Source organism: Streptomyces sp. NPDC002676, from assembly GCF_053592455.1.
This window is the reverse complement of the sequence record NZ_JBSFVT010000004.1, coordinates 536,039-558,653: the sequence shown is the minus strand read 5'-3', so window position 1 is coordinate 558,653 and position 22,615 is coordinate 536,039. Positions and strand designations below refer to the sequence as shown.

Sequence of the window (22,615 nt, the reverse complement as noted above, 5' to 3'; positions counted from 1 at the left end):
GCAATGCCCCGTGGGCCCTGCGCAGCCGGCTGGACAACGGGCGTCTACCAGGCCGTACTGCCGGGAGGAGAAGCTCCACCGCCACAGGGAGGTTTCACAGGAAAATCTCGGTGAAGTCGGAGCGTGTTTCTCACCTTCGGGGGGCAGAGTGAGGGCTGATGAAGCGCAACGCACGCATCTCGCTCACCTCGCGTCCCGCCTTGCTCGGCGCTGTGGTGCTGCTCGCCCTGACCTCGGCCTCCGTGGCCGCCGCCGATGACGGTCCGGGACCCCTCGGGGTCACCGCCGACGCGGTCGCGACCCGGCAGAGCGTGCGGGTCGGCGCGCTGTTCGGCGCGGACCGGGCCGACAGCCTGGCCGGGGGGCACTTCTGCACGGCCTCGGTGGTGCACAGCCCGCGGGGCGATCTCATCGTCACGGCGGCGCACTGCGCGGGCGGTGCCGACGGCGACCTGGTGTTCGTGCCGGGCTACCGGGACGGGCAGGCGCCGTTCGGGGTGTGGAAGGTAGCGAAGCGGTACCTGCCCGACGGGTGGGCCAACGAGCAGGACGAGGACAGCGACCTCGCGTTCGCCGTCGTGGAGGACCTGGACGGCAAGCGGATCGAGGACGTGGTCGGGGGCAACCGGTTCGCGACCGGCGTGGCCACCGGGGCCACCGCGGTGACCGTCACCGGCTACCCCGACTCCCGCGAGGTGCCCATCAGTTGCACCAACAAGCCGACCCGGCACAGCAGCACCCAGCAGCGCATCGAGTGCCCCCGCTTCTCCAGCGGCACCAGCGGCAGCCCCTGGGTCAACGGCGACCACCAGATCGTCGGCGTCCTCGGCGGCCACGAAGCGGGCGGCGCCACGGCGGACACCTCCTACAGCGTGGTGCTGGGCCGCGAGGCCGCCGAGTTGTACCGGGACGCGACGAGCGACTGACCCCTGAGTTTCCGTCAGCTGCGGCATACGTGGTGCCCGGCCTGTGAAATGACGCCACTTCATGCGGAAATCGCCTTTAACCATGCCCGTATGGGGGAAAGTTGAGGCGTGCGGAAGGTATGGGTGGTCGGTGGGGCGGCGGTCGGGCTCGGGCTGAGCTTCGTCATGCTGTTGGTCGTCGGGGTCTACGTCATCTCCGGGAATCTCGTCAACGGGGTCGGTGCGGGCAGTCGTGGGCTGGCCAAGGGGGCCGTGCCTGCCGCCTACAAGCAGCTCGTGCAGAAGTGGGGCAATCTGTGTCCCGCGCTGAGCCCTGCCCTGCTCGCCGCGCAGTTGTACCAGGAGAGCGGCTGGAACCCCACCGTCGTCAGCCCCGCCGACGCCCGTGGCATCGCCCAGTTCATCCCGGGCACCTGGGCCACCCACGGCATCGACGGCAACGGTGACGGCAAGCGCGACATCTGGGATCCGAATGACGCGATTCCGTCGGCGGCTTCGTACGACTGCGAACTCGCGAAGTACGTGAAGGACGTTCCCGGGAACGTCTCCGACAACATGCTCGCCGCCTACAACGCGGGCGCCTACCGCGTCATAAGGGCGGGCGGGGTTCCCGCCATCAGCGAGACGCAGAACTACGTCAAGCGGATCCGTAGCCTGGAGGAGAGCTTCGCCGCGCCGGTCAGCCGGATCGACCCCACCCGGCAGGCCGCCGGCGCCATCGCCTTCGCGCAGAGCAAGCTCGGCACCCTCTATCTGTGGGGCGGCAACGGCACCGCCGACCAGGGCGGACGCTTCGACTGCTCGGGGCTGACCAAGGCCGCGTACGACAAGGTGGGCATCGGCCTGCCCCGCGTCGCCAACGACCAGTACAACGCCGGGCCGCACCCCTCGCGGGACCAACTGCTCCCCGGCGACCTCGTGTTCTTCTCCTACGACCTCACCGACTCGCGGGCCATCCATCACGTGGGCATCTATGTGGGGGGCGGGTACATGATCGACGCGCCGCGCACCGGTGCCGTGATCCGGTTCGACCCCATCGACACCCCGGACTACTTCGGTGCCACCCGGGTCACCGAAGATGGCGCAAAAGCGCTGCCCACGAAGGTGTGAGGCGGTGTGAGCCGACTGTGAATCCCCCTGAGCTGCGGCGATGAGTCTCTCTTCGATAACGTCTGAGTGATCATTCCGTGGAGTGTGGAACGTATGAGGGGGAGCCGTGCGTTCCTGTTGACGTATCCACCACGCACATGACGTGCGTCCGGAAGACCGACGAAGGGGCCGCAGCACATGGCTGTACTCGCCGAATCCGGATCGAACCCCGACGTCGACCTCCTCTACGACATCAACGGCCTGGCCAAGGACGCACCGCACTGGTTCGACCGGGTCATGGAGTTCGTCGGTGAGTACGGACTGCTGCTCGCCATGGTGCTGTTGGTCCTGTGGTGCTGGTGGTCCGTGCGGCGCCGGGACGGTGAGAACGCGGCCTCCACGGTCGCCTCGCTCGTGTGGGCACCGCTCGCCGCCGGCATCGCCGTGCTGGTCAACATCCCCATCCGGGGCTTCGTGGCACGCCCCCGCCCGTTCGCCGACCACCAGGGACTGGACGTCCTCGTCTCCGGCAAGACCGACTTCTCCTTCGTCAGCGACCACGCGACGATCACCATGGCGCTGGGGGTCGGGCTGTTCGTCGCCAACAGGGCGTTCGGCATCGCGGGCATCGCCCTTGCCCTGCTGGAGGGGTTCTGCCGTGTGTACATGGGCGTCCACTATCCGACGGACGTCGTCGGTGGGTTCGCGCTGGGCACGGCGGTCACCCTGCTGCTCTCTCCCCTGGCGACCGCCCTTCTCACCCCGCTGATGAAGGCGGTCGAGCGGTCGCCGCGGGCCGGGTGGATCATCCGCCGTCGCTCGGCACCGGTGGGACAGCGCAAGGCCCTGCTTCCGAGCGCCCGCAAGCCGGCCGGCTCCGAGGAGCGGGACCTGGCGGCATAGCCGAGCCCCTACAGCCCCTGCCCGTAGGAGAAGAACCTCTCCGGGTCGTACGCCTTCTTCACCTGGCCGAGCCGGTTCACCGCATCCCCGTAGTACGCCTTCCGCCAGTCCCGCAGCGTCGGATCCGTGTAGTTCTGGTACGCCGCACCGGAGGCGTACGGCTTCATCGCGTCGTGGGCCGACGTCAGCCACGACTGGGCCGTGGCGCCGGAGGCCCCCGCCCCCCAGGACGCGATGTACTGCGCCAGCATCCGCGAGCGGCGGTGGACGAAGGCCGTTGCCGTGGGGCTGACGCGGTTGACCGCGCCGCCGAGGGCCGTGAACGCGATGCTGCCCGCGCCGCCCCGGACGGAAGCGATCTGCTTCAGGGCCGTCTGGATACCCGCCGCCGTCAACGAGCGGTCGAAGAAGTCGGAGCGGGCCGCGTACGTCTCCCGGCCCAGCGCGCCCTGGGGGGAGCGGCCGGGGGTGGAGCCCGGCAGGTGGCACTGGGCGGAGGTGGGGAAGGAGGAGCAGCCGGCGTAGATCTCCATGGCCTCCTCGTAGCCCCGGCGGTGCAGGGAGACGGAGGAGGCGTTCGCGCCGGCCTGGTGGGCGAGGTGGTCCACCGCGTTCTGGAGTTCGCCGTAGGTGCCGAGGGAGAAGCAGGCCACGGAGATCGTCGGCGTGCGGCCCGGCGTGGCCGCCAGGTGCAGGGAGGACCAGATCTCGTCCGGCTGGGTCGGGCCCCACTCCTGCCAGGCCTTCAGTACCGCTGCCGCCTTCGCCCACGGCCAGGTCATGTACGCGGTCACCGCCTGGGGGGCCGGGTGGGTCTTGAAGACCAGCTCCGTCACCACGCCGAAGTTGCCGTTGCCCGCGCCGCGCAGCGCCCAGAAGAGGTCGGAGTGGGTCGTGGCGTTCGCGGTCAGCTGGGTGCCGTCCGCCGTTATCAGCGTTGCCTGGGTGAGGCTGTCGCAGGTCAGGCCGTACGCGCGGGAGACGACGCCGTGGCCGCCGCCCAGGACCAGGCCGGAGACGCCGACGGTGGGGCAGGAGCCCGCGGGTATGGTCACGCCCTTCGCGGCCAGCGCCCGGTAGACGTCGATCAGCTTGGAGCCGGCGCCGACGACCGCCTGGCCGCCGCTCACCCGGATCCGGTTCAGCTCGGAGACGTCGACGATCAGGCGGTTGTCGCCGGAGGAGTAGCCCGCGTAGGAGTGGCCGCCGTTGCGTATCGACACCTTGATGCCGTGGGCGCGGGCGTACGACAGGGTCGTGCGGATGTCGTCCGCGTGGGCGGCGTAGGCGACCGCGGCCGGCTTCAGTCCGTCGAAGCGGGTGTTGTACAGCTGGTGGGCCGTCTTCCAGGCCGTGTCGCCGGGGCGGACCAGGGGACCGTCGAGGTCACGGGCGAGGGCGGCCCAGTCGGCGGCGGCGCTCGCGCTGGTGGTCTTGAGGGACGTACGCGAGGATGTTGTCGCGTTCGCCGAGAGACCGGCGGACCGACCATCACCACCATGACCCGTGGTGCACGCGGTCAGCGCGGTCGCCGCCAGCGCGGCTGCGCCGCCCGAGATGAACGTACGCCGTTCCATGTCCGCCGCCTTTCCTCAGCTGTCGTGGAACGAGACGACGTCCTGCGCGCATGGGTTCCCCCGATCGGGTGAACGACTTCGCATACCCGTCCGCTACATGGCCACCACCCCTCCGCTACCCCTCCGCTACCCGTCCCCGAAGCGGTTTCGAACCGCTCGCGAACCGTCCGCGAGCCGTTCACGTGGCCCGATCGCCGGAACCTCCATGTGCCCTCCCCGTAAGCATTCCGTGACCTAACCAGGCCGACGGCAGGGGTTCACTCCCCGTTCACTTACGGCCTTCGGCGGCTTCACCTGTTCTGCCTAATTTCGGCCTTACCCGGTGCCGAGTGCGGCCATGAAAAGCGCTCGGACCCAACAACTTCGCGCGCCGCCGACAGCGGCGGCTCCTGGAAGGAACTTCCGAAAGTGATGCTTCAGCGCAAGAACCGGCTGCGGGCCCTTTCCCTCGGTGCTGTCGCCGTCACCGGCGCCCTGGCCCTGACCGCGTGTGGCTCGGACGACAACGGCAACAACAACTCGGGCGGCAAGTCGGCGGCCCCGACCAACGCCAGCTCGATCAAGTGCGACAACGCCAAGGGTCAGCTGCTCGCGGACGGCTCTTCCGCGCAGAAGAACGCGATCGACGCCTGGGTGCAGCAGTTCACCGCCGCCTGCAAGGTGCAGATCAACTACAAGGGCCAGGGCTCCGGTGCCGGTGTGACCGCGTTCACGCAGGGCCAGGTCGCCTTCGCCGGTTCTGACTCCCCGCTGAAGCCCGAAGACCTCGCGGCCTCCAAGAAGGTCTGCACCGGTGGTGGCCAGGGCATCGACCTCCCGATGGTCGGCGGCCCGATCGCCCTCGGTTACAACGTCCCGGGTGTCGACAACCTGGTCCTGGACGCGCAGACGATCGCGAAGATCTTCGACAGCAAGATCTCCAAGTGGAACGACCCGGCGATCGCCAAGCTGAACCCGGGCGTCAAGCTGCCCGACCTCAAGATCCAGGCGTTCCACCGCTCGGACGAGTCCGGCACCACGGACAACTTCACCAAGTACCTGATCGCCACCACCCCGGCGAACTGGAAGTACTCCGGCGGCAAGGCCTGGCAGGCCAAGGGCGGCCAGTCCGCTCCGCAGTCCGCGGGTGTGGCCCAGCAGGTCAAGCAGACCGCCGGCGCCATCGGCTACTTCGAGCTGTCCTACGTCAAGGACGGCATGAAGGCCGTCTCCATCAACACCGGTGCCAGCAAGCCGGTCGCCCCCAGCTCCGAGTCCGCCACCGCCGACATCGCCGCCGCGAAGGTCGTCGGCACCGGCAAGGACCTGACGCTGAAGCTGGACTACAACACCAAGGCCGAGGGTGCCTACCCGATGACCCTGGTCACGTACGAGATCGTCTGCGACAAGGGCAACAAGGCGGACACCCTGCCCGCCACCAAGGCGTTCCTGCGCTACATCGCCTCCGAGGACGGCCAGAAGATGCTCTCGGGCATCGACTACGCGCCCGTCCCGGCCGACATCAACGCCAAGGTCCGCACCACCATCGAGGGCCTGAGCTGACCTGATCCCGAGTGCGGCCCGGTCCTCACGGCCTCCCCTGAGGACCGGGCCCGCGCCCGTCCGGTGCACCGCCGCCAGGAGCCGCAGCCCCACAGGGCACGCGGCTTCGCAGACCGGAGATCCCAGTGGACATATCTACGAAGACAACCGACGCACCTCCACCCACCCCCCAGCCCGTGGCCAAGCAGAAGGGCGCGGCCCGTGGCACCACCCGGCCCGGTGACCGCATCTTCCTCGGTCTCTCCCGCGGCTCGGGCATCCTGCTGCTGCTGATCATGGCCGCCATCGCGGCCTTCCTCGCCTATCGCGCCTCCCTCGCGATCAGCAAGGACCACGGCAACTTCCTGACCACCTTCGAGTGGAACACCAACCTCCTCGAGCCGACCTTCGGCATCGCGGTGCTGGCCTTCGGCACGATCGTCTCCTCGGTCATCGCCATGGTCCTCGCGGTTCCGGTCGCGGTCGCCATCGCGCTGTTCATCACGCACTACGCACCGCGCCGCATGGCCGGCCCCGTCGCGTACGTGATCGACCTCCTCGCCGCCGTGCCGTCCATCGTGTACGGCCTGTGGGGCGCGCTCGTGCTCGTACCGCACCTGAACGGCCTCTTCGGCTGGCTCAACAGCTACTTCGGCTGGACCGGCCTGTTCTCCTGGGACCAGGGCGCCCCGCGCTCGATGCTCACCGTCGGCATCCTGCTCGCGATCATGATCCTGCCGATCATCACCAACGTGAGCCGCGAGGTCTTCCGCCAGGTCCCGCAGATGCACGAGGAGGCGGCCCTGGCCCTCGGCGCCACGCGCTGGGAGGTCATCCGCATGGCCGTCCTGCCCTTCGGCCGCTCCGGCGTGATCTCCGCCTCGATGCTCGGCCTCGGCCGCGCCCTCGGCGAGACCATGGCCGTTGCCACTGTGCTCTCCCCTGACTTCCTCATCCACGCCAGCCTGCTCAACCCGGGCGGCGGCACCTTCGCCCAGAACATCGCCAGCAAGTTCAGCGAGGCGACGGAGTTCGGCCGGGACGCGCTGATCGCGTCCGGTCTGGTCCTGTTCGTCATCACGCTGGTGGTCAACGGCGCGGCCCGGCTGATCATCGCCCGCCGCGCGGAGTACTCGGGGGCCAACGCATGAGCCACGCAGCCGTCGTCAACGACAAGCGCCCCAGCACGCTGCGCGGCGCCAGCCTGCCCCGCTGGTCGCCGTGGGCGATCGCGGGCGGCTCCCTCGTGCTCGGCATCGGCATCTCGCTGGCCGCCGGCCTGGACAGCAAGGTCCAGTGGGGTCTGATCGCCGCGGTCCTGTTCGTCCTCGGTACGTACGTGATCGCCGCCCGCGTCGAGGGCCGGCGCCAGGCCAAGGACCGCGTCGCCACCAGCCTCGTCTGGGTCGCCTTCCTGATCGCCGTCATCCCGCTGATCTCCCTGATCTGGGTGACCGTCGCGCGCGGTGTGAAGGTCCTCGACCCCTACTTCCTGAGCCACTCCATGGGTGTCGTCGCCGACACCGAGCCGGGCGGTGGCGCCTACGCCGCCATCATCGGCAGCCTGGAGCAGGTCGGCCTCGCCACCGTGATCGGCGCCCCGATCGGCATCCTCACCGCGATCTACCTGGTGGAGTACGGCCGGGGCAAGCTCGCCAAGGCCGTCACCTTCTTCGTCGACGTGATGACCGGTATCCCGTCGATCGTCGCGGGTCTGTTCATCCTCAGCCTGGTGCTGATCATGAAGGAGGGCCCCTCCGGCTTCGCCGGCGCCCTCGCTCTGGCCATCCTGATGATGCCGGTCGTCGTCCGCTCCACCGAGGAGATGCTCAAGCTCGTCCCGAACGAGCTGCGCGAGGCCTCCCTGGCGCTGGGCGTGCCGAAGTGGCGCACCATTCTGAAGGTGGTCCTGCCGACCTCCATCGGCGGCATCACGACCGGTGTCATGCTGGCCGTGGCCCGTATCGCGGGTGAGACCGCCCCGGTGCTGCTGCTCGTGTTCGGTAACCCGTTCATCAACAACGACCCCTTCCACGGGGCGCAGGCGTCGCTGCCGCTGTACATCTACCAGCAGTTCGCGAACAGTGCGGGTTCCGGCGCGGCGTACGACCGGGCCTGGGCGGCCTCGCTCACGCTGATCGCCTTCGTGATGATCCTCAACCTGGCGGCCCGCGGCATTGCCCGCTGGAAGGCCCCGAAGACCGGTCGCTAAGGCGACACTTTCCGGCTCCGCCGGGCGGGGCCCCTCAGCGACTGAAGACTTTGGAAGTGAAGCAGTAATGGCCAAGCGAATCGACGTAAGCGGACTGACCGCCTACTACGGCTCCCACAAGGCGATCGAGGACATCTCGATGACCGTCGAGCCGCGCTCGGTGACGGCGTTCATCGGCCCCTCCGGCTGCGGCAAGTCGACGTTCCTGCGCACCCTCAACCGCATGCACGAGGTCACCCCGGGTGGCCGCGTCGAGGGCAAGGTGCTCCTGGACGACGAGGACCTGTACGGCGCCGGCATCGACCCGGTGTCGGTGCGCCGCGAGGTCGGCATGGTGTTCCAGCGCCCGAACCCCTTCCCGACGATGTCGATCTACGACAACGTGGCGGCGGGTCTGCGCCTGAACGGCAGCTACAAGAAGAGCGAGCTGAACGACATCGTCGAGCGCTCGCTCAAGGGCGCGAACCTCTGGAACGAGGTCAAGGACCGCCTGAACAAGCCCGGCTCTGGCCTCTCCGGTGGTCAGCAGCAGCGTCTGTGCATCGCGCGGGCGATCGCCGTGGAGCCGAAGGTCCTGCTCATGGACGAGCCCTGCTCGGCCCTGGACCCGATCTCCACCCTCGCCATCGAGGACCTGATCGGCGAGCTGAAGGAGCGCTTCACGATCGTCATCGTGACGCACAACATGCAGCAGGCGGCCCGTGTCTCGGACCGTACGGCGTTCTTCAACCTCGCTGCCGTCGGCCAGCCCGGCCGGCTGATCGAGATCGACGACACGGAGCGCATCTTCTCCAACCCGTCGGTCCAGGCGACGGAGGACTACATCTCCGGCCGCTTCGGCTGATCCCCTGAACCCCTCGCGGTGCTGCATGGCGGTGCCACCGCGAGGACGCAAAAAAGGCCCGCCCCCGGATTCCCGGGGGCGGGCCCGCCGCTTTTCACGGCACGTTTTCAGCTTGCCTGGTACGTCCCCTACAGCACGGTGAGCTTCACAAGGCCGAAGGCAAGCGCGGCAACAAGCCCGGCGGCCGGCATCGTGATGAACCACCCCAGCACGATGTTCTTGGCCACCCCCCACCGCACGGCGTTGAGCCGCTTCGTCGCCCCGACACCCATGATCGCCGAGGTGATGACATGGGTGGTGGAGATCGGCGCCTTGAACAGATACGCCGTACCGAACATGATCGACGCACCCGTCGCCTCCGCGGCGAACCCCTGCGGCGGATCCAGCTCGATGATCTTCCGGCCCAGTGTCCGCATGATCCGCCAGCCACCGGCGTACGTGCCGAGCGACAGCATCACCGCGGAGACGATCTTCACCCAGACCGGGATCGGGTCGCCGAAGGTCTCGTGGCCGGAAATCACCAGGGCCATCACCACGACACCCATGGTCTTCTGGGCGTCCTGGAGACCGTGTCCGAGGGCCATGCCGGCCGCCGAGACGGTCTGGGCGATACGGAAGCCCCGCTTGGCCTTGTGCGGGTTGGCGCGGCGGAACATCCACATGATCGCCGTCATGACCAGGTAGCCGCCGAGCAGGCCGACCACCGGCGACAGGAACATCGGGATGATGATCTTGTCGACGACGCCGTTCCAGTGCACGGCCGTGCCGCCCGCCAGGGCCGCGCCCACCAGGCCGCCGAACAGCGCGTGGGAGGACGAGGAGGGCAGGCCGAAGTACCAGGTGGCGAGGTTCCAGACGATCGCACCGACCAGGGCGGCGAAGAGGATGCCCATCCCGTGCGAGCCCGAGGGCGTCTCGATCAGTCCTTCGCTGACGGTCTTGGCGACCCCGGAGCCCAGGAAGGCACCGGCGAGGTTCATCACGGCGGCCATCGCGAGGGCGGCGCGCGGGGTCAGCGCCCGCGTCGACACCGAGGTGGCGATCGCGTTCGCGGAGTCGTGGAAACCGTTGGTGTACGTGAAGAAGAGCGCGACCAGGATGGTCACGACAAGGGCAAAGGTGTCCATGGACGCCTCAGGACTCCTTGACGGCGATGGTCTCCACCGTGTTCGCCACGTGCTCGAACGCGTCCGCCGCCTCTTCCAGGACGTCCACGATCTGCTTGAGCTTCAGCACCTCGATCGCGTCGTACTTGCCGTTGAAGAGGTGGGCCAGCAGCTTGCGGTGTATCTGGTCCGCCTGGTTCTCCAGCCGGTTGACCTCGATCCAGTACTCGGTGAGGTTCTCCATCGTGCGCAGGTGCGGCATGGCCTCGGCGGTCAGTTCGGCCGCGCGCGCGAGAACCTCGATCTGCTGCTCGACGCCCTTGGGCAGTTCCTCGATGTTGTAGAGGACGACCAGGTCGACGGCCTCCTCCATGAAGTCCATGATGTCGTCGAGGGACGACGCGAGGGAGTAGATGTCCTCGCGGTCGAAGGGCGTGATGAAAGAGGAGTTCAGCTGGTGGAAGATCGCGTGCGTGGCGTCGTCACCTGCGTGTTCCGCGGCCCGCATACGCTCTGCGATCTCGGCTCGGCCGGAGGCGTCCGCCCCGAGCAGTTCCATCAGGAGCTTCGAGCCCGTGACGATGTTGTCCGCGGATGCGGCGAACATGTCGTAGAAGCTCGTCTCCCTGGGGGTCAGACGAAAGCGCACAAGGGGTCCTCGGGGTGCATCGGTTTCGGTCAGGCTGATGCTAGGCGCATCATCCGGCCACGGCTATCGGGCCGTCCCCCAGTGTCGCCCATCAGGCAGATTGATCAGCACGGGGGCGGACCAAGGGCCCCATACCCAGCAAAGTTCGCTATCATATACCCACCTGGGGTATATGCAGGCTCGTCCGGAGAACAGGGAGGCCCGTGATGACGGCGACCGAGGCCCACGCGACCACGCACGGTTACCACAAGCAGAAGGACGAGCACCTCAAGCGGCTGCGCCGGATCGAGGGGCAGATCCGCGGGCTGCAGCGCATGGTCGACGAGGACACCTACTGCATCGACATACTGACGCAGGTTTCGGCCTCGACGAAGGCCCTGCAGTCCTTCGCCATGCAGCTGCTGGAGGAGCACCTGCGGCACTGCGTCGCGGACGCGGCCCTCAAGGGCGGCGACGAGATCGACGCCAAGGTGGACGAGGCGACGAAGGCGATCGGCCGCCTGCTGCGCTCCTGAGAGCGTTTACAGCGCGCTGTAGGGGTCTCCCGGGGGCCCTGGGGCGGTCTCCCGTTCCTCGGCCACCCGCAGCACCTCGTCGATGCTCTCCAGACTCAGCCGTTCCTCGGCGGCCGAGGCCGCGATGATCAGCTCCCCGCACAGCTCGATCTCGGCGAGAGCCACGTGGTCCTGGACCGCCGTACCGCCTGCCCGAGCCACGTGCCTCACCTCTTCTCCGCCGCCACCGACCTCCTAGGGTAGGCAGGGCCCTGCACGCCGCGCATGGCACGGACGGGCTAGTCGGGGGTGACGGCACTGACTAGTTTCCGTCCTCGGTGATCCGGCCCGCGTAGATGTCCCGGGGGCGCGGCAGGAGTACGTCTACGGGGGCGCCGAAGCCGTACAGCAGCGTGGTCGAGGCGACCGCCACCGCGGTCTTCTGGCGGCCGTTGACGAAGCTGAAGTGCTGCCTGAGCTTGCGGATGCGGCCCTGGTCGTCGAGGTAGGCGTCGAACGGAACCTCGGTCGTGGCGAACCCTTTCGCCGCCGCCGTGAGGGAGGCCCGCACGTCCGCGGGCGCGCTGCGGGCCGCGAGGGCCAGGTCAGCCGTCCCCCGGTAGTGCCGCACCTCGGTCCCGCCCAGCTCGGTCGTGCCGAGGTACGTCGCCTTACGCGTCCCGCGCAGCACCTCGGCCGCCGCGTACGGGTCGGTGACGCCGCCGGTCACCAGGTTGCCGTCGGACAGCGCCGCCGTCTCCACCCGCACCCACTTGTCGGCGGGCACCCCGGCGCCCCGGTTCTTCATGAACAGCGCGCCCGGGGCGAGGAGTTCGGTGATGGGCCGGTGCCGCGAGGCGCCCGTCGGGTCCTCGGGCAGTACGACGGTGAGCCGGCCGAGCCGGCGCCGGTAGTCGTAGACGCCCTGGCCGCGGATGGTGACCCGGGTGCCGCCCGTCGCCATCTCCATCGACGTGCTGGCCTTGGAACTGCCCGCGCCGGAGAGCGTGCCGACGGCCCGGTGCAGGACGGCGACCGGGTCGCCGCCGGGCCCGCTCACGCCCGCCGCGGCGGCTCCGCTGCTCGAACAGCCCGTGGCGGTCGCGCCGAGCCCTGCCGTGATCGCCGTGATCCCCACCGCGACGACCGTTCTGCCCGCGTGCCTGTGCTGCCGCCGATCCATCGCCTGTCTACCCCCAGCCGGTGCGTCCGTGGGCGCCTGTCGTTCCGGTTAACGACGGGTAGGGGGCGCCGTCACGCGTTGCGCAAAGGGGCGCGGAAGCCGGGGGAGGTAAGGGGAGCCAAGGGGAGGCCGTACGAACGCTTTGGCCGCGGGCTGGGTACCGTTGTCGGTGTGAGACAGGAGGACGGGCCGCAGCGGGCCCGCCAGGGGCAGGAACACCTCGCGACGACGACCGAGCAGGGGCGCTTCTGCGTGGCCCGGTGCACCTGCGGCTGGCGTGGACCGGCCCGCCGGGCCCGCAGCCAGGCCAGAACGGACGCTGCGGATCACACGGCGGGCCTGTGAGGCACCGCCCTCACCTGTACCCGCTCACGTGCGCGCTCAGCTGTGCTCGAAGGCGCGGACCAGCGCGTCCACCAGGTCCCGGTCGCGGGGCTGGGTGAGCCGCTCGCGGGCCGCGGCGGGGGAGAGCCACAGGATCCGGTCGACCTCGGCGTTCGGCGTGAAGTGGCCGGAAACCGCCTCGGCCGCCCAGTAACGCACCTGCTTCGGGCGGCCGTTGGCCACATAGTGCATGGTCGGCAGCTCGGCGCCGGGGACGGCGGTGCAGCCGGTCTCCTCGGCCACCTCGCGCAGCGCGCCCGCGAGCGCGTCCTCGCCCCGCTTGAGCTTGCCCTTCGGGTGGGACCAGTCGTCGTACCTGGGCCGGTGGACCAGGCAGACCTCCAGGTCGCCCGAGACCGGGGAGCGGCGCCACAGCACGCAGCCCGCCGCCCGGACCAAGATGTCCTTCACACCGCCTCCTCGGGAGGGTTCAGGGTGCGCTGACCGTCTGCTTGAGCCACGCCTGCTGGAAGCCGAACCGGGCCGCCTCCACCTCGTGCCGCTGGTCGGCGTGGAGCACGCCGAGGGCGTACGCCGTGGCCGGGGCGATGCGGGGCGTCCGGGCCGCCTGTGCCGCCGCCGCTGCCGCCTCCGAGGCGTCCCGGTGCCGGTTCAGCGCCTGGCCGGCCGTCAGCAGCCGTACGTCCACGGGCGCGTCGCCCCCGTGCAGGGCCTCGACGGCGTAGCGGTGCAGGCGCAGCAGCAGCCGGACCTGGTGCCAGGGGCCGTCCTGCGGGTGCGGGGAGAGGTCCGGGGACAGGCCGTGGACCAGGGCCTCCGCGTTGTAGGGGTGCCCGGCGGTGACCAGCGGCAGGGTGCCGATGGCGTCCGTGAGGCGCTCCTCGGCCGCGGCGGCCAGGGGACGCAGGTCCGTGGTGACCGCGGCCGGGGTCAGGGGCACCTCGCTGGCGAGTACGGCGACCTTGTCGGCGACGGCGTGGAAGCGGGAGGAGCCGAGGGCCTGGAGCGCGGTGGAGTGGGCGCGCGTCCGGGCGAGGGTGAGCTGGCGTTCGAGCAAGGCGCCCGCTTTGGCCGCGCCTACTGTCAGGTTGCCGCGCTCTGCGGTTGCCGCCGGGCGGGCCGGGCCGCCGGCGCTCTGAGGTGCCGCTTTCAGCGGGACGGGTGCCGCACCGGCGGCACGACTGCTAGTGGTCAGGGCGGCTGCCGCGTCCTTCGACACCGTGGCCTGTGCCGGGATCACCGTCGCCCCCGAAAGCCGGTGCAGCGCCAGCAACAGCCGTTCCAGCCGGGCCTCGTACGCGTGCTCAAGGCCCAACGTGCCAGAGAGCCAGGCCAGTTCGGGGCGCATCTCTTCGGACCAGTCGGGGTCCAGGAGGGGGTGGAAGGTGTGCAGGCTGCCGCTGATGCGGCGGGCCGAGCGGCGCAGTGCCCGGGCTGCGTCGACGGCCTCCTCCGCGCTGCCGGCGCCGTTGCCGCCGGACTCCCCGTGCAGGCGCAGCGCGCGCAGGAACTCCGTGGCCTGCGCGCGCAGATAGCCCGCGAGGGCGTCCCCCATGGCAGCCTTGGCCGTGGGGTCCGTCGGGTCAAGGTGTTGCATTGCCACGCCGGCGCCTCCGGGCGTCTATGAGCATCTCCTGAACGTTGCGCAGGGGCTGTCCGTCCGCGTCGGTCGCGTGCCGGGTCCACTCGCCGTCGGGGCCGAGGTGCCAGGAGGCGGTGGATTCGGACATGCCGGTGTCGAGCAGCCGGTTCAGGGCCGCCCGGTGGCCGGGGTCGACGACCCGGACCAGGGCCTCTATCCGGCGGTCGAGGTTGCGGTGCATCATGTCGGCGCTGCCTATCCACACCTCGGGTTCGCCGCCGTTGCCGAAGGCGAAGACCCGGGAGTGCTCGAGGAAGCGGCCGAGGATCGAGCGGACCCGGATGTTCTCCGACAGGCCCGCGACACCCGGGCGGACGGCGCAGATGCCGCGCACCCAGATGTCGACCGGCACGCCCGCCTGGGACGCCCGGTAGCAGGCGTCGATGATCGCCTCGTCGACCATCGAGTTGACCTTGATGCGGACGAAGGCCGGGCGGCCCGCGCGGTGGTGCTGGATCTCCTTGTGGATCCGCGCGACCAGGCCGTCCCGCAGGGACTTGGGGGCGACCAGGAGCCGGCGGTAGGTCTCCCGGCGGGAGTAGCCGGAGAGGCGGTTGAAGAGGTCGGAGAGGTCCGCGCCGACCTGCGGGTCGGCGGTGAGCAGGCCGAGGTCCTCGTACAGGCGGGCCGTCTTCGGGTGGTAGTTGCCGGTGCCGACGTGGCTGTAGCGGCGCAGCGTATCGCCCTCCTGGCGGACCACCAGGGACAGCTTGCAGTGGGTCTTCAGGCCGACCAGGCCGTACACGACGTGGCAGCCGGCCTCCTCCAGCCGCTTCGCCCACTTGATGTTCGCGTGCTCGTCGAAGCGCGCCTTGATCTCGACCAGCACGAGGACCTGCTTGCCGGCCTCGGCGGCGTCGATGAGCGCGTTGACTATCGGGGAGTCGCCGGAGGTCCGGTACAGGGTCTGCTTGATCGCGAGGACGTCCGGGTCCTCGGCCGCCTGCTCGACGAAGGCCTGCACGGACGTCGAGAAGGAGTCGTACGGGTGGTGCAGCAGGACGTCCCGGCTGCGCAGGGCGGCGAAGATGTCGGGCGCGGAGGCCGACTCGACCTCGGCGAGGTCGCGGTGGGTGCCCGCGACGAACTTCGGGTACTTCAGCTCGAGGCGGTCGATGCCGGCGATGCGGAAGAGACCGGTGAGGTCCAGGGGGCCCGGCAGCGGGTACACCTCGGCCTCGGAGATCTTCAGCTCGCGCACCAGCAGGTCGAGCACCTCGCGGTCGATGGACTCCTCGACCTCCAGGCGCACCGGCGGCCCGAAGCGGCGCCGCATGAGCTCCTTCTCCAGGGCCTGGAGCAGGTTCTCGGCGTCGTCCTCCTCGACCTCCAGGTCCTCGTTCCGGGTCAGGCGGAAGGCGTGGTGCTCCACCACCTCCATGCCCGGGAACAGCTCCTCCAGGTGCGCGGCGATGACGTCCTCCAGCGGGACGTACCGGCCGGGCGCGGCCTCCAGGAAGCGGGACAGCAGCGGCGGCACCTTCACGCGGGCGAAGTGCTTGTGGCCGCTCACCGGGTTGCGTACGACGACGGCCAGGTTCAGGGACAGGCCGGAGATGTACGGGAAGGGGTGCGCGGGGTCCACGGCCAGCGGGGTGAGGACCGGGAAGATCTGGTGCCTGAAGAGCGTGAAGAGGCGGGCCTGCTCCTTCTCGGTCAGCTCGTTCCAGCGGACCAGGTGGATGCCCTCCTCCGCGAGTGCGGGGGCGACGTCCTCGTGGTAACAGGCGGCGTGCCGGGCCATCAGCTCGCGCGAGCGGGCCCAGATCATCTCCAGGACCTCGCGGGGCTGCAGGCCGGAGGCCGACCGGGTGGCGACCCCGGTCGCGATGCGGCGCTTCAGACCGGCCACCCGGACCATGAAGAACTCGTCCAGGTTGCTGGCGAAGATCGCCAGGAAGTTGGCGCGCTCCAGCAGGGGCGTGTTCGGGTCCTCGGCGAGCTCCAGGACGCGCTCGTTGAAGGCGAGCCAGCTGCGCTCCCGGTCGAGGAACCGGCCGTGCGGCAGCGGTGCCCCCTCGGCGTGCGATTCCTCGTACGCGTCGAGGTCCGCGTCGATGTCGGGTTCCAGGTCGGAGACGACAGCGGCCACCGTGTGGGGGCGGTGCGCGGCGATGGAGCCCACGGAGGGCTGGGCGTGCTGGACCTCTGCCTGGGTGTCTGACTGGCTCATATACCCATTGTTCCGCGCCCGGGGCGTGACGGGCGCGTCGGAACGTGCGGGCGGGAGCGTCACTGCCCCGTTCACCGCTGGCCCCTCGGGAGGCGGCGAAGGCTCTGGCACGGCGGGCTTCATTGGCCGAGCGTCGCAAGGTCGTCTGAATCGATGGTTACGGAGACATGACGTACGGGATAGCGCGGAGCGGCCCCCGGGCGTATCTACCGCCTCGAGTGGATCACTGCGGCGGGATTTCCGGGGGCCGGAGCGTCACCGTGGGTGTGCGGCGGGCTGCTCCAGGTGAGTGAACGTCTCACGTTTCGGTGCGGTACATCAGGTCCGTCTCGTGGACCGTGAAGCCAAGCCGCTCGTACACCGACACGGCCGCCTTGTTGTCGGCGTCGACGTAGAGCATCACCGTCGCAAGGCCGAGACCGGCCAGGTGGCGCAGCCCGATCGTGGTCAGCGCCTTGCCGAGGCCGCCGCCCTGCTCGCCCGGCAGGATCCCGAGGACGTACACCTCGCCGAGGCCCTCCGCCGCGTGCACCTTCGTCCAGTGGAAGCCGATCAGCTCCCCGTCCCGCTCGGCGAGGAAGAAACCGGCCGGGTCGAACCACGGCTCGGCTTTGCGGTCGTCCAGGTCGCGCTGGGTCAGCGAGCCCTGCTCGGGGTGGTGGGCGAAGGCCGCCGCGTTCACCGCGAGCCAGGCCGCGTCGTCCTTGCCGGGCACGAAGGTGCGGACGGTCACGCCCGCGGGCAGCACCGGGTCGGGCAGCTGCAGATCGGTCAACGGCCGCCGCATCTGGCGCAGTTCGCGGAACAGGGTCAGGCCCAGCACCTGGGCGAGGTGGCGGGCGGCGGAGTGCCCGCCGTGCGCCCACACCCGCAGCCGTTTGCCGGAGGCGGCGAGCAGCGCCGAGCCGAGCGCCCGGCCGTGCCCGTGTCCGCGGTGCCCGGGGTGGACGACCAGTTCGGCGGCCGGTGCCTCCACCGGGTCGGTGTCCTCCAGCTGTGCGTAGCCGACGAGTTCGCCGTCGATGGTCAGCAGCAGGTGCGAGACGCCCTCGCGCGGCGCCCCGCGCAGTTGCAGCCGGCCCTGTTCGGACACCGGCTGCTGCCCGTCGACCCGGGCGGCCTCCGCGAGCAGTTCGCCCACGGCCTCGGCCTGGCGCGGCGTGAGTTCGGCGTAGGTCTCGATGGCACGGGAGGGGAAGGGCCGTACGGCGTCGTCGCTACTCATGCGTACGAGGGTACGACCAGCCCCCGACGGAGGGGCCGACATCGGCCGCCCCGCGTCGGGCGGTCCGTGTCAGCCGTTCCCCGTCAGTCCGTGCGGCGGCGGTCGAACCAGATCGTGGCCGCCGTCGGCACCAGGCCCGCCCAGAAGATGAACTGCGGCACCGTCCGCGTCGTCCACGGCACCTGAGTGAGCAGCAGGGCGCAGAGCATGGCCCAGGCGGCCTGCCCCAGGACGATCCGCGGCCAGCGGCGACGACGGATCAGGGAGCGCAGGTTGTACCGGACCCCGGTGCGCAGCCGGCGGTAGCGCAGCAGGGCGCCCACGGCCCAGATGGCCGCGAACGGGACGAGCGTCCACAGGCGTTGGCCCAGGGCAACCGGCAGCTCGCGCTGGACGTGGCCCTCGGTGGCGAACAGGTCGAGCATGGCGCCGGCCAGGCCCACGCACAGCAGGGCGAGCCAGCGCACCCCGCGCAGCAGCCGGTAGGAGGCGTCGTCCAGGCCCTGCATCATCGACGCCGACTCCGGGGCGGCGGCCAGGGCGTCCGCGTAGAGCGTGGCGGCCTCGGCGGCCTTCACACCCGGCGCGGCGGCGGCCTTCTCGGTCCGCCGGGCCAGGGCCTGCTGGTGCATCGGGTCGAGGCGGAGGATGGCCTCATCCATCATGCCGGCGACCGTCCGGTTGCCCGCCATGTCGGCGATCAGCCAGGCAGCCTCGTACGCGTACACCTCCTCGGGCCCCAGCCGGATGGCCTCCTGGGCCAGCTCGCCGGCTTCCTGGAGGGCGGCGTCCATGGCGTGCCGGGGGACCTCCCCGCCGTTCGCCTGCCCGGCGGCGATGCACCTGATCCGCCACAGCCAGTCCGCGAGCAGCGCGTACCCGTACCAGTACTCCGGCGCGAGACGGATGACCTCCCGCAGCACGCCCTCGGTCTCCGGGAACCGGCCGACCTGGCGCAGGGCACTTGCGCGCGTGAGGAGCGCGCCGATGTCCTCGGGGTCGAGCGCGAGCGCCCGCTCGACCGCCTCCAGGGCCTCGGCCCCCTCCCGCTCGCCGATCAGGCGGGCGCGGGCGAGCTTGGCCCAGGCGCGGATGTCGTCGGGGTCCTCGGCGAGCCGCTGCCCGAGCAGCGCCTTGGCTTCGTCGAGGCGATCCAACTGGATGAGCGCCTCGGCCTTTTCCACGGCGGGGTGCAGGGCTGTGGTCACAGCTTGCGCCTCTTCTTCAGGTGGGTGATCAGGTCGTCGTACATGCCGCCCTCGTTGGCGAACATCGCCACGTTCCGGGCGGCGGCGAACCACGGTTCGCTCGACGGGGGGACTTCCTTCGCCGCGGCCAGCAGGTCCTTCATGCCGATCATGCGGACGGTGCCGGTGCGGGCCGAGTCGAGCAGCGCGCGTTCGGACGCCGCCTCGCACACGTGGGCCAGGTCGGCGCCGGACAGGCCCTCGGTGACCTTGGCGAGCTTGGCCAGGTCGACGTTCTCGATGGGGCGCTCGCGCAGGTGGTAGCGGAGGATCGCCTCACGGGCCGGGGCGTCCGGCGGCAGCACGAGCAGGGTGCGGTCCAGGCGGCCGGGCCGGCGCAGGGCGTTGTCGACGTCCCAGGGCACGTTGGTGGCGGCCAGCACGAAGACGCCCTCGTTCGCCGCGGAGTCGACGCCGTCCAGCTCGGTCAGCAGCTGGTTGACGGTGTTGCGCATCCCGCTGTGCGCGGTACGGCTGCGCTTGGCGCCGAGCGCGTCCAGCTCGTCGAGGAAGACCACGCAGGGGGCCTGGCGGCGGGCGGTCTGGAAGATCTGGTGCATGTTGCGCTCGGAGTTGCCGATCCACATGTCGAGCACGTCGTTGACCGACACGGAGAGGAAGGACGCCCCGAGTTCCCCGGCGACGGCCCGCGCGATGAACGTCTTCCCGCAGCCGGGCGGCCCGTACAGCAGCAGGCCGCCGCGCAGGCTCTTGCCGTACAGCTTGCGCAGCTCGGGGTTGCGCAGCGGGGCGAGGAAGGCGGCCTCCAGCCGGTCCTTCACCTCCTGCATGCCGCCGACGTCCGCGAGCCGTAGGCCGCCGGGCTGCTCCACGTCCCACGCCTCGGCGTCCCCGGGGTCACCCTCGCCGTCCGCCCGCAGGGGAGCCTCCGCCTCGACGAAGCGGGGCGGTACGACGTCCCCGACCTGCTGCTCGGCGGCCCGCCAGTCGAACCCGCCGCGCGCCTGGGCGGGCTGCTGCACCGCGGGCTGCTGCACGGCAGGAGGGGCCGGCTGCTGGGGTACGCCCATGGCCCGTGCCATGAGCTGCCGTGCCTTCTCGTCCCCGGGCGTGTGCTGCAGCGCGACGGCCACCTCGGCGACGGCGGCATCGGGCCGGCCCTCGTCCAGGAGGAGTTCGGCCAAGTGCAGTCGGAGCGGCACATCGGCGGGCGCGGCCTCAACTGCCGTGCGCAGGCTCTGTATCAGCGGGGATTCTCCGGGCATGGCCATACCCTACGGAACCTCACTGACAGGGCTTCAGGCCGTCTCCTGCGGAGCCGTCGGGGTCCCCGGCAGCCGTACGGTCACCAGCGTGCCGCCGCCGTCCGCGCGGGTCACGGTGACCGTGCCGCCCGCCTGCTGGACCGAACGCGCCACGATGGAAAGGCCCAGGCCCGAGCCCGGCAGGGCGCGGGCGCTCGGGGAGCGCCAGAAGCGGTCGAAGACGTGCGGGAGTTCGTCCTCGGCGATGCCCGGGCCGTGGTCGCGGACGGTCAGGACGCCCTTGCGCAGCTCGACCTCGACCGTGCCGCCCGCGGGGCTGAACTTCACCGCGTTGTCGAGGGTGTTGACGATCGCCCGCTCCAGCGCGGAGGGCTCCGCCTGGACGAACCACGGCTCCACGTCGGCCGTGATCGTGAGCTCCGGCCCGCGCAGCCGCGCGCGGCGCAGGGCGGCCTCCACGGTGTCCTGGAAGGAGACCACCTGGACGCGCTCGCCCCGCTGCCCCTCCGAGCGGGACAGCTCCTGAAGATCGCCGATCAGCGAGGACAGCTCCGCCATCTGCGCCGTCACCGAGGCCAGCAGGGCCTTGCGGTCCTCCGGCGGGAGCGGGCGGCCGGTCTCCTCACTGCGGGTGAGCAGTTCGAGGTTCGTCCGAAGCGAGGTGAGAGGAGTGCGCAGCTCGTGGCCGGCGTCCGCGATCAGCTGCTGCTGGAGGTCGCGGGAGCTGGCCAGGGCGGTGGTCATCGAGTTGAAGGAGCGCGAGAGCCGCGCCACCTCGTCCTCGCTGTCGTCCTCGACGGGGATGCGGATGGTCAGGTCCTCGGTCCGGGCCACGTGCTCCACGGCCTCGGTGAGCTTGTCGACCGGGCGGAGGCCCGCCCGCGCCACCGCCAGGCCCGCGGCGCCCGCTCCCACGACTCCGACGCCGGAGACGAGGAGGAGGATCAGGGCGAGGTCCTTGAGGGTCTTCTCGGTGTCCTTGAGCGACAGGGACACCAGGACGGCGACGCCCGGGTAGGGCTCGATCGCGGGGGTCACTCCCACTCCGCCCACCGGGACGGCCGTGATCATCACCCGGACGTCGTTGCCCTTGCTGTCGGTGCTGTTGTGGAAGATGTGGTCACGGAGGGTGGGGTTCTTCGCCGCGTTCCGGTCCGTGGCGGTCACGTTCACCGAGACGCCCTCGGAGTTCGGCACGACGCAGGTCCGGCCGTCCGCCGTCACGACCTGGAGGAAGACGAGGGAGGGGCGGCCGTCCGTGTCCTGGGGGTTCTGCGGACACGCCGCCACCAGCGCGGCGACCTCGTCGGCGGTCAGCGTCCGGCTGCCGATGCCCGACAGGCGGTCGTCGGCCTGCTCGTACAGCTTGCCCTGCACGATGAACCAGCAGGTGACCGAGACGGCCGCCACCGCGAAGGCCACCGCCGCCGCGACCAGCACCGCCAGCCGTGCCCGGATCGGGAGCGCCCGGTAGCGGCGCACCAGCTTCTTCACTCGGCGCCGCCCTGGCGGAGCACGTACCCGACGCCGCGCACGGTGTGCACGAGGCGCGGTTCGCCGCCCGCCTCGGTCTTGCGGCGCAGGTACATGACGTAGACGTCCAGCGAGTTGGACGAGGGCTCGAAGTCGAAGCCCCACACGGCCTTCAGGATCTGTTCGCGGGTGAGCACCTGGCGCGGGTGCGCGAGGAACATCTCCAGCAGCGTGAACTCCGTGCGGGTCAGCTCCACCGGTCGCCCGCCCCGGGTGACCTCGCGGGTGGCGAGGTCCATGCGCAGGTCGGCGAAGCTGAGCCCCTCGTCCTGCCCGGCCGCGGCGGCGACGGCCCCCGCGTAGTTGCGGCGGCGCAGCAGCGCGCGGATACGGGCGAACAGCTCGTCCAGCTCGAACGGCTTGACCAGGTAGTCGTCCGCCCCTGCGTCGAGTCCGGTGACCCGGTCGCCGACCGTGTCGCGGGCCGTGAGCATCAGTATCGGGGTGGTGTCCCCGGTGCCCCGGATCCGCCGGGCCGCCGTCAGGCCGTCCATGCGGGGCATCTGGATGTCCAGCACGACCAGGTCCGGGCGGTACGCGGTCGCCTTCTCCAGCGCGTCCGCGCCGTCGACGGCGACCTGCGTGTCATACCCCTCGAAGGCGAGGCTGCGCTGCAGCGCTTCGCGTACGGCGGGCTCGTCGTCCACGATCAGGATGCGCTGGGCGTCACGGTCGCCTTCGGAGGGGCTCATCGGTGGCGGTTCCTCGGGGTGGGGTGGG

At 70.6% G+C, this 22,615-nt stretch carries 22 protein-coding genes; 9 read left to right on the top strand and 13 right to left on the bottom strand.

Annotated features, from left to right (window positions below; all coding sequences use genetic code 11):
• Nucleotides 1-158: 158 nt before the first annotated feature.
• The 3 genes from ACWD3E_RS15920 to ACWD3E_RS15910 all read left to right on the top strand — a co-directional run bounded on the left by ACWD3E_RS15920 (nt 159) and on the right by ACWD3E_RS15910 (nt 2,918).
• Nucleotides 159-926, top strand: coding sequence for a trypsin-like serine peptidase (locus ACWD3E_RS15920; protein ID WP_451388119.1), 768 nt, complete (start codon nt 159-161; stop codon nt 924-926).
• A gap of 165 nt (nt 927-1,091) precedes the next feature.
• Nucleotides 1,092-2,036 carry a C40 family peptidase gene (locus ACWD3E_RS15915; RefSeq protein WP_451388158.1) on the top strand — a complete coding sequence of 315 codons (945 nt, stop codon included), beginning with the start codon at nt 1,092-1,094 and terminating at the stop codon, nt 2,034-2,036.
• A gap of 177 nt (nt 2,037-2,213) precedes the next feature.
• Entirely contained in the window at nt 2,214-2,918 is a 705-nt protein-coding gene (locus ACWD3E_RS15910; RefSeq protein ID WP_451388118.1) for a phosphatase PAP2 family protein, read from the top strand.
• 8 nt (nt 2,919-2,926) lie between these two features.
• Here ACWD3E_RS15910 and ACWD3E_RS15905 read toward each other — a convergent pair whose 3' ends face one another.
• Nucleotides 2,927-4,495 (bottom strand): FAD-binding oxidoreductase, encoded by a 1,569-nt coding sequence (locus ACWD3E_RS15905; RefSeq protein ID WP_451388117.1) that lies wholly within the window; start codon nt 4,493-4,495, stop codon nt 2,927-2,929.
• Between the two features lie 408 nt (nt 4,496-4,903).
• Here ACWD3E_RS15905 and pstS point away from each other — a divergent pair, with 408 nt between their 5' ends.
• The 4 genes from pstS to pstB all read left to right on the top strand — a co-directional run bounded on the left by pstS (nt 4,904) and on the right by pstB (nt 9,072).
• Nucleotides 4,904-6,037, top strand: coding sequence for a phosphate ABC transporter substrate-binding protein PstS (pstS, locus tag ACWD3E_RS15900; protein ID WP_451388116.1), 1,134 nt, complete (start codon nt 4,904-4,906; stop codon nt 6,035-6,037).
• A gap of 125 nt (nt 6,038-6,162) precedes the next feature.
• Nucleotides 6,163-7,167, top strand: a complete 1,005-nt coding sequence (pstC, locus tag ACWD3E_RS15895) for a phosphate ABC transporter permease subunit PstC (RefSeq protein WP_451388115.1) — start codon at nt 6,163-6,165, stop codon at nt 7,165-7,167.
• Complete coding sequence (gene pstA / locus ACWD3E_RS15890) at nt 7,164-8,228, top strand: phosphate ABC transporter permease PstA (RefSeq protein WP_451388114.1); 1,065 nt, start codon at nt 7,164-7,166, stop codon at nt 8,226-8,228. The genes pstC and pstA overlap by 4 nt, the downstream gene beginning before the upstream one ends.
• 67 nt (nt 8,229-8,295) lie before the next feature.
• Nucleotides 8,296-9,072, top strand: coding sequence for a phosphate ABC transporter ATP-binding protein PstB (gene pstB / locus ACWD3E_RS15885; RefSeq protein WP_451350457.1), 777 nt, complete (start codon nt 8,296-8,298; stop codon nt 9,070-9,072).
• 128 nt (nt 9,073-9,200) lie between these two features.
• Here the strand turns inward: pstB and ACWD3E_RS15880 are convergent, their stop codons facing one another.
• A complete protein-coding gene (locus ACWD3E_RS15880) occupies nt 9,201-10,199 on the bottom strand; it encodes an anion permease (protein WP_451388113.1) in 999 nt (332 codons plus the stop codon).
• Nucleotides 10,200-10,206: 7 nt separating this feature from the next.
• Nucleotides 10,207-10,827, bottom strand: coding sequence for a DUF47 domain-containing protein (locus ACWD3E_RS15875; protein WP_451350459.1), 621 nt, complete (start codon nt 10,825-10,827; stop codon nt 10,207-10,209).
• A 206-nt stretch (nt 10,828-11,033) separates the two neighbouring features.
• Between ACWD3E_RS15875 and ACWD3E_RS15870 the strand changes: the two genes are divergently transcribed.
• Nucleotides 11,034-11,342 (top strand): metal-sensitive transcriptional regulator, encoded by a 309-nt coding sequence (locus ACWD3E_RS15870; protein WP_451350460.1) that lies wholly within the window; start codon nt 11,034-11,036, stop codon nt 11,340-11,342.
• Between the two features lie 6 nt (nt 11,343-11,348).
• On the opposite strand, the gene ACWD3E_RS15865 is transcribed toward ACWD3E_RS15870, so the two are convergent.
• Together ACWD3E_RS15865 and ACWD3E_RS15860 are read right to left on the bottom strand one after the other, a co-directional pair.
• Nucleotides 11,349-11,552, bottom strand: a complete 204-nt coding sequence (locus tag ACWD3E_RS15865) for a hypothetical protein (RefSeq protein ID WP_451388112.1) — start codon at nt 11,550-11,552, stop codon at nt 11,349-11,351.
• A 91-nt stretch (nt 11,553-11,643) separates the two neighbouring features.
• Entirely contained in the window at nt 11,644-12,504 is an 861-nt protein-coding gene (locus ACWD3E_RS15860) for a hypothetical protein (protein WP_451388111.1), read from the bottom strand.
• 171 nt (nt 12,505-12,675) lie between these two features.
• Between ACWD3E_RS15860 and ACWD3E_RS15855 the strand changes: the two genes are divergently transcribed.
• Complete coding sequence (locus ACWD3E_RS15855; protein WP_451388110.1) at nt 12,676-12,849, top strand: hypothetical protein; 174 nt, start codon at nt 12,676-12,678, stop codon at nt 12,847-12,849.
• Between the two features lie 36 nt (nt 12,850-12,885).
• On the opposite strand, the gene ACWD3E_RS15850 is transcribed toward ACWD3E_RS15855, so the two are convergent.
• The 8 genes from ACWD3E_RS15850 to ACWD3E_RS15815 all read right to left on the bottom strand — a co-directional run bounded on the left by ACWD3E_RS15850 (nt 12,886) and on the right by ACWD3E_RS15815 (nt 22,587).
• Nucleotides 12,886-13,299, bottom strand: coding sequence for an NUDIX hydrolase (locus ACWD3E_RS15850; RefSeq protein WP_451388109.1), 414 nt, complete (start codon nt 13,297-13,299; stop codon nt 12,886-12,888).
• A gap of 19 nt (nt 13,300-13,318) precedes the next feature.
• Entirely contained in the window at nt 13,319-14,452 is a 1,134-nt protein-coding gene (locus ACWD3E_RS15845) for a CHAD domain-containing protein (RefSeq protein ID WP_451388108.1), read from the bottom strand.
• Entirely contained in the window at nt 14,433-16,787 is a 2,355-nt protein-coding gene (locus tag ACWD3E_RS15840) for an RNA degradosome polyphosphate kinase (RefSeq protein WP_451388107.1), read from the bottom strand. Before ACWD3E_RS15840 ends, ACWD3E_RS15845 begins: the two co-directional genes overlap by 20 nt.
• Nucleotides 16,788-16,962: 175 nt before the next feature.
• A complete protein-coding gene (gene mshD, locus ACWD3E_RS15835; protein WP_451388106.1) occupies nt 16,963-17,889 on the bottom strand; it encodes a mycothiol synthase in 927 nt (308 codons plus the stop codon).
• A gap of 83 nt (nt 17,890-17,972) precedes the next feature.
• A complete protein-coding gene (locus ACWD3E_RS15830; RefSeq protein WP_451388105.1) occupies nt 17,973-19,097 on the bottom strand; it encodes a tetratricopeptide repeat protein in 1,125 nt (374 codons plus the stop codon).
• Nucleotides 19,094-20,362, bottom strand: coding sequence for an ATP-binding protein (locus ACWD3E_RS15825; protein WP_451388104.1), 1,269 nt, complete (start codon nt 20,360-20,362; stop codon nt 19,094-19,096). Before ACWD3E_RS15825 ends, ACWD3E_RS15830 begins: the two co-directional genes overlap by 4 nt.
• Before the next feature lie 33 nt (nt 20,363-20,395).
• The gene (locus tag ACWD3E_RS15820) at nt 20,396-21,856 is read right to left on the bottom strand and encodes a sensor histidine kinase (protein ID WP_451388103.1); all 1,461 of its coding nucleotides are present in this window, start codon (nt 21,854-21,856) and stop codon (nt 20,396-20,398) included.
• The gene (locus tag ACWD3E_RS15815; RefSeq protein WP_451388102.1) at nt 21,853-22,587 is read right to left on the bottom strand and encodes a response regulator transcription factor; all 735 of its coding nucleotides are present in this window, start codon (nt 22,585-22,587) and stop codon (nt 21,853-21,855) included. The genes ACWD3E_RS15820 and ACWD3E_RS15815 overlap by 4 nt, the downstream gene beginning before the upstream one ends.
• Between the last annotated feature and the right edge of the window lie 28 nt (nt 22,588-22,615).